We start from the raw sequence: 14,710 nt of genomic DNA on the forward strand, positions 1-14,710 counted from the left end.
GATTCCTTCGTTCGCCGCCAGACACGCCCCTCCCGCCTGCGGGAGGGGATGGGGGAGGGGAGGGCCGCAGGCGATGGTCTCGGTGAGACTCCATGCCCTCCCCCGACCCCTCCCGTTTACGGGAGGGGAGTAAGAAGAAGGATGCTCTCCCGTCTGCGGGAGGGGCGAAGAAGAACCCTACATCAACTCCACCGCCATCGCGGTGGCTTCGCCGCCGCCGATGCAGAGCGACGCGACGCCGCGCTTGGCGCCCTTCGTCTCCAGCGCCGACAACAGGGTCGCCAGCACCCGCGCGCCGCTCGCGCCGATCGGATGGCCGAGCGCGCAGGCGCCGCCATGGACGTTCAGCCGGTCGTGCGACAGGTTCATGTCCCGCATCGCGATCATCGCGACCGCCGCGAACGCCTCGTTGACCTCGTAGAGATCGGCGTCGCCGGTCGCCCAGCCCGCGCGCTCCAGGGTCTTGCGCATCGCAAAGACCGGGGCGGTGGTGAAGCGGGCGGGGGCATGGGCGTGGCCCGCCTGCGCCACGACCCGTGCGATCGGCGTCAGGCCCAGCTTTTCGGCGACACTCAAGCGCGTCATCACCAGCGCCGCCGCACCGTCCGAGATGGACGAGGCATTGGCTGCCGTGATCGTGCCGTCCTTGGAGAAGGCGGGCTTCAGCGTCGGAATCTTGGCGGGGTCGCCCTTGGCGGGCTGTTCGTCGAGGGTGATCCGTTCCTCGCCCTTGCGGGTCTTGACCGTGACGGCCACGATCTCCCGGTCGAACGCGCCCGCGCCCTGCGCCGCCTTGGCGCGTTCCAGCGAGGCGATGGCGAAATCGTCCTGCGCGCCCCGCGTGAACTGATATTCCTGCGCGGCTTCCTCGGCGAAATGGCCCATCAGGCGGCCACGCTCATAGGCGTCTTCCAGCCCGTCGAGGAACATGTGATCGTAGAGCGTGTCGTGCCCGATCCGCGCGCCGCCGCGATGCTTGTGGCTGAGATAGGGCGCGTTGGTCATGCTCTCCATGCCGCCCGCGACGATCAGGTCGGCCGATCCCGCCGCCAGCGCTTCCGCCGCCATGATCGCGGCCTGCATGCCCGACCCGCACATCTTGTTGACCGTCGTCGCCTCGACATGTTCGCCGAGGCCCGCAAAGATCGCCGCCTGGCGCGCGGGCGCCTGGCCCAGCCCGGCCGGGAGGACGCAGCCCATATGGATACGCTCGACCAGCGCGGGGTCGACGCCCGCCCGCTCGACCGCACCCTTGACGGCGGCGGCCCCCAGCTGGGTTGCGGACAGGGCCGACAGGCTGCCCTGGAACGAGCCCATGGGGGTGCGGGCATAGGACAGGATGACGATGGGGTCCGTCATGGCATACTCTCCGATTGGGTCTGTTTTGATGTCGTTATTTGGCGCGCGCCTTACGCCTTTTGCTCGAGGCAAGCAAAGGGGTTAGGGGGCCATGGAAGCCCCTCCCCTGAAGGGGAGGGTTTGGAGCGGGGCGTCGCCACGCGCGTTGCGTTCGCGGAAGCGCCCCACCCCCGGCCCCTCCCCTGAAGGGGAGGCGAGATGTAAGGGTTCGGCATGACGTTCGGGGCGGCATCGGCGGTTTGGGCCGCGATCTATGGCGTGGTGGGGGCGATCATCGGGTCGTTCGTCGCGGCGCTCGTGCTGCGCTGGCTGGACGATCGCTCGGTGCTGACGGGGCGGTCGGCCTGCGACCATTGCGGCAAGACGTTGCGAGCGTGGGAGTTGGTGCCGGTTCTCAGCTTCGTCGCGCTGCGCGGACGATGCGCGCGGTGCCGCCAGCTGATCGATCCGGTGCACTGGCGGATCGAGACGATCGCCGCGGTAATCGGCGTATCGGCGGGCTGGGTCGCCGGGCCGGATGGCTGGACGGGGGCGTTGTTCGGCTGGACGCTGCTGGCGCTGGGGGCACTCGACGCGCTGGCCTTCTGGCTGCCCGACCGGTTGACCGTGTGGCTGGCGGGAGCGGGGCTACTGACCGGTGTGCTCGGCCATGCACCGTTGCTGAGCGAGCGGATCATCGGCGGGCTGGTCGGCTTCGGCGCGCTTTGGGCCATTGCCGAGGGCTATCGCCGATGGCGTGGGCGCGAGGGTATGGGCGGCGGCGACCCCAAGCTGCTGGGCGCGATCGGGCTGTGGCTGGGCTGGCGGATGCTGCCGGGCGTGTTGCTGGCGGCGTCCGTCATCGGGCTGGGCTTCGTCGCCATGCGTCATCTGCTCGGGCGGCGGGCGAGCGGGCAGGACATGGTGCCGCTGGGATCGCTACTGGCCCTGGCGGCTTACCCGGCCTGGGTGTTGATGATAGGAATGGCCACATGATGCTTCTGTCGATCCTCGCTTTGGCACAGGCGACTCCGACCGTGCCCGCGCCCCCGGTTCTGGGGGCGCTGCCCAAACAGGCTCTGCCCGAGCGCGGCTGCGCGGCCTATCTCTGGGCGGTGCAGGACCAGCGTTTCGTCGCGATGGTCGAGCCGGGACGGTTGCGCATCATGCTGGACGGCAAACCGACCGACCTGGCCGCGGCGGAGGCCGGGGGGGGCGCGACGCTGGGGCTGGCGAGTACGACCCGTTATGCCGGGGCGGGTGTCACCGCGACACTCGACATGACGATCACCCAGCGCGAGACGTTGCAAGACGGGGCGATCGTCTCCGATGCCAGTATTCGCCTAACGCGCGGGAATCAGGATGAAATCATCGTGCCCGTCGGCGGTCTGGTCGGGTGTGCGCCTGCCGCGCGCTGATCGCCCGAGGGAACTTCACCGCTTCTGTCGGCGTTATGGTGCGGTGGGGGATCATTCCGAATTGCGGAAGAGCCCTGTCGGAAAGGGGCTTTTGACGGCGTGGCGGAACGGATCGGCAGACACACCTGGCTTGCGTTCGCGCTGATCGCTCCCACCCTTTTCTCCTCCCCGGTATCGGCACAGCTGTCCAAGCCCGGCACCGCCCCCGCGCAAGGGCCGAGCCTGCCGCAGGACCAGCGCGAGGGTAGCGCCGACCCGCAGGGCAATGCCCCGATCGTGCCGGATGCCCAGTTCAACGCCGCGCTGCCGCCGCTGAGCGGCGACATCAACGCACCGCTGGAGCCCATGTCGTCGATGACGAAGGACGAGCCCCCAGCGCTGACCAGTCCGCAGGCCATTCCTTCCCCGCAGACCGCGCCGCCGCTGGCCAACGCCCAGACGAACCAGCCGCTGGCGACCGGCGAGACGATCGGCGCCATCGCGCCCGAGGATCCGCAACTCGCCCAGCCGCTGACCCCGTTGAGCAGCTTCGACACGACGCCGCTCGACACCATGGCCGATGCCAAGGGGCAGCGCGCGCCCGACATCCGTTATGACATGGAGGTGCGCGGGCTCGCCGAGCTGAAGCTGGACGACGAGTTCAAGGGGCTGTCGGCGCTGCGCGAGGGCAAGGGCAAGGCGGCGAACGCGACCCAGGTGTCGGCGCGGGCGCGCGAGGACGAGCAACTGGCGATCCGGCTGATGAAGTCGCTGGGCTATTACGACGCCACCGCCATATCGACGCTCCAGCGCGAAGGGGCGGAGGATGGCGAGGCCGGGCGCCTGAAGGTCGTGCTGACCGCGACGCCGGGGCGGCTCTATCGCCTGTCGTCGATCACGGTGAACGCGCAACCGACCGTGCCGACCGACCTGATCCGTTCCAACCTGCCGCTGAAGGTCGGCGACGCGATCGAGGCGGCGCGGATCGAGGGGGCGGAGGCCAATGTCAGCCTGGTCCTGCCTCAGCGTGGCTATCCCTTCGTAAAGGTGGGGCAGCGTGACATCCTGCTGGAGGATCAGGGGCCGGAGCCGGTCGGCGCCTATACGCTGCCGGTCGATACTGGGCCGCGTTCGTCCTTCGGCAAGCTGACGACGGTGGGCGATACGGTCTTCGACCTGAATCACCTGAACGTCTTTCCGCGCTTCGACGAGGGGCAGCTGTACGACTCGCGGCTGACCGACGACCTGCGCAACGCGCTGGTCGCCACCGGCCTGTTCAACGGCGTCGCGGTCGAGCCGAAGCGGACCGGCCGGATGAATCCCGACGGCACCGAGCAGATCGATCTTCAGGTCACGCAGACCAAGGGGCCGAGCCGTACCCTGTCGGGGGAGGGCGGCTATTCGACCGGCCAGGGCGTGCGGTTGCAGGGCAGCTTCACCAACCGCAACGCCTTCCCGCCCGAAGGTGCGATCATCGCCTCGGTCATCGCGGGTACGCAGGAACAGGGCTTGAGCGGCACCTTCCGCCGTTCCAATGCCGGGCGGCGCGACCGGACCTTCCAGGTCATCGCCTCGGCCAGCCACCAGAATTACGATGCGTTCGATGCGTTCATCGGCACGGTCGCCTTCCGCTGGAGCTATGACTCGACGCCGATCTGGCAGAAGAAATTCACCTATGCCTATGGCGGCGAGCTGACCGGCACCAACGAAAGCGTCTACGACTTCGCGCTGGGCGACCGGCGGCGCGCGACCTTCGGTATCGCGGCGATCCCCGGACAGGTGGTGTTCGACCAGTCCAACGACCTGCTCAATCCGACGCGCGGCTATCGCCTGAAACTGAACCTCAGCCCCGAAACCTCGGTGCGCGGGGCGGTGCGGCCCTATGCGCGGACCATGATTGAGGGGACCTTTTATTATCCCTTCAACGACAGCCTGGTGATTGCGGGTCGGGCGCGGGCGGGCGCGATCTTCGGGATCGACCGCGATGACCTCGCCCCCTCGCGGCGCTATTATGGCGGCGGCGGCGGGTCGGTGCGCGGTTATGGCTTCCAGCGGCTGGGGCCGCTCGATCCGCAGGGCAATCCGGTCGGCGGACGCAGCCTGAATGAGTTCGCGCTGGAGGCGCGCTATCGCTTCGGCAATTTCGGCATCGTGCCGTTCGTCGATGCGGGCAACAGTTATGAAAGCACGCTGCCGACCGGCAAGGACCTGCGCTTCGGCGCGGGCGTCGGCGGGCGCTTCTACACCAATTTCGGGCCGCTGCGCGTCGACGTGGCGACGCCGCTGAACCCGCGACCGGGTGACGGCAAGGTCGCCCTGTACATCTCGATCGGGCAGGCCTTCTGATGGCGGACGAACAGACCATGGCCGCCGAACCCGTCAACGAGACGGTCATCGTCCGTCGCCCCTTGTGGCAGCGCGTGCTCAAATGGATCGGCATCGCGATCCTGGGGCTGATCCTGCTGGTCGGGGCGATCTTGCTGGGCATCAACACCGATCCGGGCCGCCGCTTCGTCGCGGACCAGTTGGGCGGCTATACCACCGCCTCGGGCCTGAACATCAAGGTCGGGCGGATCGAGGGTTCGCTCTATGGCCGGATGAACCTGGTCGACCTGCGGGTCAGCGACCCCAAGGGTGTTTTCCTGTCGAGCCCGCGCCTCGCGGTCGACTGGCGGCCCTTCGCCTATACCAAGAACCATGTCGATGTCCGCTCGCTGACCGCGGACCTCGTCACGCTGGCGAGGCGGCCCGAGCTGAAGCCGACGCCCAGCGATCCCAACGCGCCGCTGCTCCCCGATCTCGACATCGACGTGAACCGTCTGGCCATCAAGCGCTTCGTGATCGGTGCGCCGGTGACGGGGCAGCGTCACATCCTGGCGATCGACGGCAAGGTGCATATCGCCGACCGCCGTGCGCAGGTGACGGCGAGCGCGGATGCGCTGCGCGGGCCCGGTATCGCGGGCGGCGACCGGCTCCGCCTGGTCCTCGATGCGGTGCCCGATGCCGACCGGCTGGCGGTGGACGTCAAGCTGACCGCGCCGACCGGTGGTGTCGTCGCGTCGATGGCGGGGCTGAAGGCGCCGATGACCCTGACCGTCGACGGACGCGGCGGGTGGAAAGCCTGGCAAGGGCGTGCCGTCGCGACGCTGGGCGGCGGCGAGCTGGCCAATCTGAACGCCACGGCGCGCGACGGTCATATCGAGGTTCGGGGCGTGACCCGCCCCGGCCTGTACCTCGAAGGCCCGGTCGAGCGGCTGACCGCGCCTGCGCTGCAGGTCGCGATCAACACCACGCTGAACGAGCGGCGGGCGGATACGCGGATGAAGCTGCGCTCCTCGGCGCTGCTGGTCGATGCGGGCGGGCTGATCGATCTGGCCAAGAGCCAGTTCGGCAATTTCGCGGTCGATGCCAAGCTGCTGACGCCCGGCGCCATCGCGCCCAATCTGACGGGCCGCGACGTGCTGGCGCGCGTGGTGCTGAACGGGGCGTTTGCGACGCCCACGGTCGACTATAAGCTGCGCGCCGCCGCGCTGGGTTTCGGCGAAACCTCGGTCCAGAATCTCTATGCCGAGGGTCTGGCGAAGGTGAATGCCGACCGCATCCTGGTGCCGGTCAAGGCGCGCGCGAAGCGGATCGCAGGGCTGAACGCCGCTGTCGGCGGGTTGACCACCAATGTCGCAATCCAGGGCGATTTCGCGATCGCCATGCCCAATATCCTGTCGGACAATCTGCGCATCCGGTCGGACAATATCGATGCGACCGCCGTGGTCGTCGCGAATCTCAACACCGGCCGCTACACCGGTGCGCTGAAGGGCCGGGTGAACAATTACCGGGTCGAGAGCATCGGCATCATCAACCTGACCACCGACGCCAATCTGGTGGCGACGCCGGGCGGCTTCGGGATGAAGGGCCGGGTGGTCGCCCGCACCTCGCAGATTTTCAATGAGGGCGCGCGCAACTTCCTGGGCGGCAATGCGATCGTTCGCGCCGATGTCGAGTATAGCCCACAAGGCATCGTGACCTTCAGCGGCCTGAGGCTGGCCGCGCCGCAATTCCGCGTGACGCGGGGCAGCGGGCGTTACAATCCCGCCAACGGCGCGCTGGCGGTCGAGGCGGATGCCTATTCCAATCAGTACGGCCCGATCACCGCGCGGGTGACGGGATCGCAGACCAACCCGGTGATCGTGCTGCGCGCGGCCAGGCCGGGCGTCGGGGTCGGCCTGGCGAACCTCCAGGCGCGGGTCGTGGGCCAGAACGGCGCCTATGCCGTCAATGCCAGCGGTGACACCAATTACGGTCTCTTCACCGCCAATGTGCTGGTCAGCACCGGGCGGCAGCTGGCGGTCGACATCCGCAGCCTGGTCTTTGCCGGGATCAACACGACCGGGCGACTGGTGCAGACGGCGGCGGGGCCATTTGCGGGAACGCTGCAATTTGCCGGGCAGGGGATCAACGGCCGCGCCCAGCTGTCCGATCAGGGCGGCAACCAGCGGGCCGATATCGCCGTGCGGGCCTATAATGCCCGTGTGCCCGGCATGGTCGACTTCACCATCGGTCGCGCCATCGTCAACGCCAGCGTGGTCATGCTGCCGAACGCGCCGCAGATCGTCGCCGACGCCCAACTGGCCGACACCCGCTATGGCGAGGTGGTCATCCAGTCGGCGCGCGCGAAGGTCAATTATACCGGCGGGCGCGGCACCGCGCAGGCGGTGCTGACCGGATCGTCGAGCATTCCGTTCAATATCGCGCTCAATGCGCAGCTCGCGCCGAACAACTATCTGGTCGCGGCCAAGGGGCAGGCCAACGGCATCAATTTCCGCACCGCCAACCCCGCGCGCATCCAGAATGTAAAGGGCGAGTGGCAGGTGACGCCGACCCGGATCGATTTCGGGCGCGGGTCGGTGCTGGTCGCGGGTTCCTATGGCAATGGCCTGAAGGTGCAGACGCGGCTGGACAAGCTGCAACTGTCGATCCTCGACGCCTTCGTCCCCAACCTGGGCATTTCGGGCGAGGCGAGCGGCGCGCTCGACTTCGCGCAGGCACGCGACGCCAGCTTCCCCGCCGCCGAGGCGCGGCTGACCGTCGCCAATTTCCGGCGCACCGGCCTCGCCGCCGTGTCGGAGACGGTGGACATCGTGTTCGCGGGTCGTCTGGTTCCCGATGGCGGCGAGGCGCGCGCGCTGATCCGGCGCGGGCAGATGGTGGTCGGCCGTATGGTTGCGAACCTGCGTCCGCTGCCGCCGGGCAATGGCGGTTGGGTCAACCGGCTGATGCAGGCGCCCCTGTCGGGCGGCATCCGCTACAACGGTCCCTCCGCGGTGCTGTTCTCCTTCGCGGCGCTCCCCAACCAGCAGTTGAGCGGCCCGATCGCGGTCGCCGCCGATTTCGGCGGACGCGTGTCGTCGCCGCAGCTGAACGGCCTGATCCGCGCCGACAACCTGACTTATGACAATGAGGCATACGGCACCCGCCTGACCAACATGCAGCTGGCGGGTCGCTTCAACAACGACCGGCTGGAGATCACCCGCTTGCAGGCCAAGGCGGGCGAGGGGACGATCCAGGCGCAGGGCTCGATCGGCCTTGCGGCGGACAGCGGCTATCCCGTCGACATCCGCGCGCAGCTCAACAACGCGCGGCTGGCCGACAGCGATGCGCTGGCCGCGACGACCAGCGGCACGATCCGCCTGACCCACAACCGCGACGGCGGCCTGATCCGGGGCGACCTGACCGTGCCGAACGCGCGCTATCAGATCATCCGCCAGGGCCAGGCCGAGGTGCCCGAGCTGACCGGCGTGCGCCGTCGCAGCGAGATTCGGACGCCGCGTCCGACCGACCGGCCCGCGCCAGCCGCGCCGCCGGGGCTGTTCCGCCTCGACCTGCGGGTGCGGGCGGACAACCAGCTGTTCGTCTCCGGCATGGGGCTGGAGTCCGAATGGGAGATGGACCTGCGCATCGGCGGCACCAGTGCGGCGCCGACGATCAATGGCGGGCTCGACCTGGTACGCGGTACCTACAGCTTTGCCGGCAAGCGGTTCGAGGTGAATCGCGGCACGATCCGCTTCCGTGGCGGCGCGCTGACCGATCCGGACATCAATATCCAGGCGACCACGACGACGGACGGCATCACCGCGGTCATCAACGTCACCGGCACCGGCCAGCGTCCGCAGATCAGCTTCACCTCGACGCCGACCCTGCCGCAGGACGAGGTGCTCAGCCGCTTGCTGTTCGGGACCAACCCCGAGAACCTGTCCGCGACCGAGGCGATCCAGCTGGCCGCCGCGCTCAACTCGCTGCGCGGGTCGGGCGGCGGCGGGCTGAACCCGCTGGGCAAGCTGCGCTCGGCGACCGGGTTCGACCGGCTGCGCGTGCTGGGCGCCGACGAGGCGACCGGCCGGGGCACCAGCCTGGCGGCGGGCAAGTACATCACCGACAATATCTATGTGGAGATCGTCACCGATGCGCGCGGCTTCACCGCCACCCAGTTACAGATCGCGCTGACCCGTACGCTCAGCCTGCTGACCCAGACCGGCTCGTTCGGCGGATCGGCGGCGAGCCTGCGCTACTCGCGCGATTTCTGAGGTAAAATTCCTCCCCTGCAAGGGGAGGTGGCGCGCATCGCGCGTCGGAGGGGTGTCCTGCTATCGAGAGGATGACACCCCTCCGTCAGGGCTTCGCCCTGCCACCTCCCCTTGCAGGGGAGGAAGATGACGTCCCCATCAGGGTTTCATCAAAATGAAACATCCGGCAGGATGCTCGCATGACCCCCGAGCATCTTGCCGCCGAGGCTACCGCCATCCTGGCCGACCTGATCGCGATCGACACCACGTCGCGCGAATCGAACCTGGCGCTGATCGACTATGTCGAGCGGCATTTGGGTGGAATCGGCGTCACCGGGCGGCGGGTGTTCAACGCCGATGGCAGCAAGGCCAATCTCTATGCCACGGTCGGCCCGATGGAGCCCGGCGGCGTCGTCCTGTCGGGGCATAGCGACGTGGTGCCGGTCGACGGCCAGCCCTGGACCAGCGATCCCTGGCGGTTGACCCGGCGTGGCGACCGGCTGTTGGGGCGGGGGACCTGCGACATGAAGGGGTTTCTGGCGCTGTCGCTGGCCCTGGCGCCGCATGTAGCTCGGGGCGGCATGACGCGGCCGCTGCATCTGGCCATCTCCTATGACGAGGAAGTGGGGTGCCTGGGCGCGCCGTCGATGATCGCCGAGATCGCACGCGAGTTGCCGTCACCCGCCGCCGTGGTGGTGGGCGAGCCGACCGAGATGGTGGTCGTCAGCGGGCATAAGGGCATCGCCACCTGGAACGTCACGGTCACAGGGCATGAGGCGCATTCCAGCCTGATCCATCTCGGCGCCTCGGCCAACATGGTGGCGGTGCGGCTGATGCAGCAATTGGCGGACCTCGCCGACCGGCTGGCGGGGGAGGGCGATCCGCATGGGCCCTTCTGCCCGCATCACGCCACGCTGACCATCGGCCAGATGAACGGCGGTACGGCGGTCAACATCCTGGCGCGCGAGTGCCGCTTCGCCTTCGACTTGCGCACTCTGCCGGGGCAGGAGCCCGAGGCGATCCTGGCGCCCTTCTTCGCGGCGTGCGAGGCGGCGGATGCGAAACTGCGCGCCCGCTTTCCGGAAGCCGGGGTCCGGGTCGAACGACGGTCACGCACACCCTCCTTCGCGCCCGAGGCGGATGGTGTCGCGGAGCAACTGGCGCGGCGCTGGGCGGGCGATAACGGCCCGGCGCGGGCGGTGCCCTATGCGGCGGAGGCCGGGCAGTTTCAGGGGGCGGGTTTCTCGACCGTGATCTGCGGTCCGGGCTCGATCGCACAAGCGCATCAACCGGACGAATATATCGAGGTCCAACAGATGGAACGCGGCGCCGCGTTCATGCTGCGGCTGGCGGATGATCTGATCCGTTAACGGACGCGATCATTACTTGGGTTAGTCAAAAATCACGGGGCGATCGACGGCGTTAACTCCGCCGCAATCGCCCCATGACTTAACTTGGATTACCAAGGACGCATCGTCTCGCCGTGAATCAGCGCCAGAATGAACTTCAGCATGGGTTTTCTCCCTCGAAAGCACCCTTTTGAGTGCCGTGATATGGTTAATTCCCCATTAACCATTACGCAATGGGTAAGCGACGAACGGCAAATGATTGGTTTGGCGGGGCTAACGGGGTTAACGCCTTGTTTAATCCCCGACCCTAGTGTCACGGGCGTGAAGAACGGCCCTCCGTCCGCCGCGCCTGACGCGTCTCCGTCCACCACGGTGCCCGCCGCCGCCCATGGTGATTCCCAGTGGCAATCGCTGGTGCTGATCGGCATCGGCAACTTCACCCTGCTGCGCCGCCAGCTTGGCCGCACGCTGAGCGCCACGCTGGTCGAGGCGGTTGCCGAGCGGGTCGCCCAATGTATCCCCGACGCGATCGCCCGACCGACCGCCCCCGCCCAGGTCGAGGTCATGGTCCGCGCCGCGACTCGCGTGGCGCTGGATTCGCATCTGGTGACGCTCTCGGAGGTGTTGGGGCATCCCTTGGCGCTGCCGGACGGCGAGTGTCGCATCGAACCCGTGCTCGGTGCTGCCGTCGCCGCCGTGCCGCATGACGACGATATCCGCCTGCTCGAAGAGGCGGAGCAGGCCTTGGCCGATGCGCAGGTCGAGGGGCGATTGGTCGTTCGCAAAATGGCGGTCCCCACCGGACGGCTCGACCGCATCGCGCTGGCGCATGAACTGACCGGCGCCATCGCCAGGGACGCCCTGTTCGTCGAATATCAGCCCAAGGTGCATGTCCGCCAACAGCGGGTCGCGAGCGTCGAGGCGCTGCTGCGCTGGCGGCACCCCAGCTATGGCCTGATCAGCCCGGTCGAGTTCATTCCGGTCGCCGAGGAATCGCGGATCATCGGCTCGCTGACCCTGTGGATCCTGCGTCACGTCATCGCCGACCAGCGTCGTCTGACGGCGGCGGGCCACCCGCTTCGCATCTTCATCAACATCTCGGGCATGTTGCTGGGCGACCCGCATTTCGTGCGCGAGGCCTGTGCGCTCGTCCTCGACAGCGGCGCATGCATCGGGTTCGAGATCACCGAGACCTCGGTTATCCGCGATCCCGACAGCGCGATGGCCAACCTCCAGGCCTTTGTCGACATGGGCATCGCGGTGGCCATCGACGATTACGGTGCGGGGCTTTCCTCGCTGTCGTATCTCAAGCAGCTTCCGGCGTGCGAACTCAAGATCGACAAGCTGTTCATCACGCAACTGACCAGCAGCAACCGCGACCCCTTGATCGTGCGTTCGACGATCGACTTGGCGCATGCGCTGGAGATGGAAGTGGTCGCCGAGGGGGTGGAGACGCCCGCGACGCTGGCGCTGCTCAGCGTCATGGGGTGCGACATGATCCAGGGTTACCTGATCAGCCGTCCGATCGGGCTGGAGGCGCTGATCCACTTCCTGGACGAACAGGCGCATCAGGCCGTGACGGAGCTGGCCCGGCCGACGCCGTTGGCCCGATTGGTGACCCGTGCGCGCGCTTAGGATCGCGCTGGTCATTGCCGGATTGCTGGTGGCGGCGGCGGAAGTCCGGGGCCAGAGCAACGCCACCGCCTTTCAGCCCGCCTTCGACCGGGCGGTCGATACGGCCAAGGCCGAGATGCTGCGCGACCCAGCGCGCGCCATGCAGGAGGCCGAACGGGCACGCCTGCTGGCCCATGGCATCGGCGATCCGGGGCAGCGGTCGCTGGCGCTCGCCACGGCGGACTGGCTTCGCGGCGAGGGGGCCAGCCGGCTCGGGCAGCATGAGGCGGCAAAGGCCGCCATTGCCGCTGCGTTGCGCACGGCCCGGCAAAGGGCGCCGCAATCCGATCTTTACGGCAATCTCCTGCTGTCCGCCGGGGGGCTGGATACCGATGGCGGCCGGATCGCCGACGCGCTGAGCACCTATCAGGGTGCCTATCGCATCTTCCAGCATCTGAACGACATGCGTGGACAGGCGCGGGCGCTGGTCCAAATCGCCAATCTCTATCTCGACGCGAAGGATTATGTCTCGGCGTTGCGTTATCTGGAGCAGGCGCGTGCCATCTATCGTGGCGACGACGCGCTGCGCATGGTCATCCTGAACAACCGCTCGGTCACGCTGAGCGAATTGGGGCGGATCGACGATGCCCTGGACCAGCTGCGCGAGGCGGCCAGCCTGGCCCGCAAGATGGGCAGCCCGACGCTCCTTGCGCAGGTCTGGCGCAACATGGCGCGCTCGGAGCTGCGGCGGGGCCATGTCGCCGCCGGGGAAAGTGCGATCGCACGCGCCCGTCGCGTCGATCCGTCGGACCAAGACGCGCTGGACGCGATCGCGGCTCAGGCCGCGTTCCAGCGGGGGCGGGCAGCCGATGCGGCACGGCTGATCGATCGCAGCTTTCAAAGTGTCGATCTCACGGAAACCCCGGTGGCGCAGCGCGATGCGCATCAGAGTGCCTATCGCATCTATCAGGCGGTCGGGCGGACCGCCGATGCGCTACGCCATCTGCAGGCGCTGAAGCGGATCGACGACGAGTCGACACGGCTCGCGACCTCGACCAACCTTGCCCTGATGGGCGCGCGCTTCGACTTCGCCAATCAGGAGCTGCGCATCGCGCGGATGAAGGCGGCGGACCTCCAGCGGAACATCGCGTTCGAGCGGGCGCAGTTGCGGACCGAGCGTTTCATCCTGATCGGCTCGGTCGCGGGCATCATCGTGGTCCTGGCCCTGCTCGGCATCTGGCTGGTGACGCTGGGCCGCAGCCGCAACCGCATCCGCGCCGCGCATGGCGAACTGGCCGTGACCAACGACCAGCTGGAAAAGGCGCTGGCGGTCAAGACCGAGTTCCTGGCGACGACCAGCCACGAGATCCGCACCCCCCTGAACGGCATATTGGGCATGACGCAGGTGATGCTGGCCGATGCCGCCTTGGCCAGCGAACAGCGCGAGCGCGTGGAAGTGATGCACGGCGCCGGGCTGACCATGCGCGCGCTGGTCGACGATCTGCTCGACGTCGCCAAGATCGAGCGCGGCAAGCTGACGCTGGAACACACGCCCTTCGATCTGGCGATCACGATCCGCGACGCCTCCCGCCTGTTCGAGGGGCAGGCGGCGGCCAAGGCGATCGGCTTCGCGGTCGATCTGGACGATTGCCCCGCGACGGTGATGGGCGACCCGGCGCGTATCCGGCAGATCGTGTTCAACCTTCTGTCCAATGCCCTGAAATTCACCAGCGTCGGGCAGGTCCGACTGGTCGCGTGCCGGGACGCGGGCGGCGTGTCGATCAGCGTCATCGACTCGGGCATCGGCATCCCGCCGCACAAGCTGGAGGAGATATTCGAGGCGTTCCGCCAGGCCGATGCCAGCACCACCCGCCAGTTCGGCGGCACCGGGCTGGGGCTGGCGATCTGTCGACGGCTGGCGCGCGCCATGGGCGGCGACGTGACGGTGGAAAGCGAGCAGGGTCGGGGATCGCGCTTCATGCTGACCGTGCCGCTGACCGAAGTCGAGCCCGCCGCCCGGCCGGAGCGTCCGCTGGTCCTGATCCTCGACCGCAATCCGATCCGCCGCGCCATGTGGACGCAGTTGTGCGCGCCGCATGCCCAGGTCGCCTTTGCCGCGACCGCCGGGGAGGCCGCGTGTCGGCTGAGTGACGGCGGCGTCACCCAGATGCTGATCGACGACAGCGCGATCCGCGATGAGGGCGTCACCGCCGCACTGGCCCGAATCGTGACCGCCAGCGACCGCCCGATGCCCGTCCGGCTTTTATGGCCGGAAACGGAATCGATGGAGCGGAACGAGTTCCTCGATGAAGGATTGATCGAAATCATCGTCAAGCCGATCACGGGGGCCGAGCTGATGCGGAAGATGTTCAACACCTCACCGCAAACCGCCGCCCAACCTCTTGTAACGCAAGCGGCATGATCGTTAGGGCGCCAGAATGACCGCGATGACATA

8 protein-coding genes are annotated in these 14,710 nt (G+C 68.0%); 7 read left to right on the top strand and 1 reads right to left on the bottom strand.

Annotation, left to right across the window (positions count from 1 at the left end):
• Positions 1-177: 177 nt before the first annotated feature.
• A complete protein-coding gene (locus ACQR50_RS03380; RefSeq protein WP_428969780.1) occupies positions 178-1,359 on the bottom strand; it encodes an acetyl-CoA C-acyltransferase in 1,182 nt (393 codons plus the stop codon).
• 213 nt (positions 1,360-1,572) lie between these two features.
• On the opposite strand from ACQR50_RS03380, the gene ACQR50_RS03385 reads away from it, so the two are divergent.
• From ACQR50_RS03385 to ACQR50_RS03415, 7 genes are all read left to right on the top strand, one after another.
• A complete protein-coding gene (locus tag ACQR50_RS03385; protein ID WP_428969781.1) occupies positions 1,573-2,334 on the top strand; it encodes a prepilin peptidase in 762 nt (253 codons plus the stop codon).
• The gene (locus tag ACQR50_RS03390; RefSeq protein WP_428969782.1) at positions 2,331-2,756 is read left to right on the top strand and encodes a hypothetical protein; all 426 of its coding nucleotides are present in this window, start codon (positions 2,331-2,333) and stop codon (positions 2,754-2,756) included. Before ACQR50_RS03385 ends, ACQR50_RS03390 begins: the two co-directional genes overlap by 4 nt.
• A gap of 99 nt (positions 2,757-2,855) precedes the next feature.
• Entirely contained in the window at positions 2,856-5,081 is a 2,226-nt protein-coding gene (locus ACQR50_RS03395) for a BamA/TamA family outer membrane protein (protein WP_428969783.1), read from the top strand.
• Entirely contained in the window at positions 5,081-9,313 is a 4,233-nt protein-coding gene (locus ACQR50_RS03400) for a translocation/assembly module TamB domain-containing protein (protein ID WP_428969784.1), read from the top strand. The genes ACQR50_RS03395 and ACQR50_RS03400 overlap by 1 nt, the downstream gene beginning before the upstream one ends.
• Positions 9,314-9,492: 179 nt before the next feature.
• Complete coding sequence (argE, locus tag ACQR50_RS03405) at positions 9,493-10,662, top strand: acetylornithine deacetylase (RefSeq protein ID WP_428969785.1); 1,170 nt, start codon at positions 9,493-9,495, stop codon at positions 10,660-10,662.
• 300 nt (positions 10,663-10,962) lie between these two features.
• Positions 10,963-12,276 carry an EAL domain-containing protein gene (locus ACQR50_RS03410; RefSeq protein WP_428969786.1) on the top strand — a complete coding sequence of 438 codons (1,314 nt, stop codon included), beginning with the start codon at positions 10,963-10,965 and terminating at the stop codon, positions 12,274-12,276.
• Complete coding sequence (locus tag ACQR50_RS03415) at positions 12,263-14,677, top strand: ATP-binding protein (RefSeq protein ID WP_428969787.1); 2,415 nt, start codon at positions 12,263-12,265, stop codon at positions 14,675-14,677. The genes ACQR50_RS03410 and ACQR50_RS03415 overlap by 14 nt, the downstream gene beginning before the upstream one ends.
• Positions 14,678-14,710 lie beyond the last annotated feature (33 nt).

Source organism: Sphingomonas sp. Xoc002, from assembly GCF_050408055.1.
Taxonomy (GTDB): domain Bacteria; phylum Pseudomonadota; class Alphaproteobacteria; order Sphingomonadales; family Sphingomonadaceae; genus Sphingomonas; species Sphingomonas yabuuchiae.

Excerpts from the sequence above, each read along its gene's own strand:
- ACQR50_RS03380 (WP_428969780.1), bottom strand. The coding sequence starts at position 1,359 with ATGACGGACCCCATCGTCATCCTGTCCTATGCCCGCACCCCCATGGGC.
- argE (WP_428969785.1), top strand. The coding sequence starts at position 9,493 with ATGACCCCCGAGCATCTTGCCGCCGAGGCTACCGCCATCCTGGCCGAC.
- ACQR50_RS03400 (WP_428969784.1), top strand. The coding sequence starts at position 5,081 with ATGGCGGACGAACAGACCATGGCCGCCGAACCCGTCAACGAGACGGTC.
- ACQR50_RS03390 (WP_428969782.1), top strand. The coding sequence starts at position 2,331 with ATGATGCTTCTGTCGATCCTCGCTTTGGCACAGGCGACTCCGACCGTG.
- ACQR50_RS03385 (WP_428969781.1), top strand. The coding sequence starts at position 1,573 with ATGACGTTCGGGGCGGCATCGGCGGTTTGGGCCGCGATCTATGGCGTG.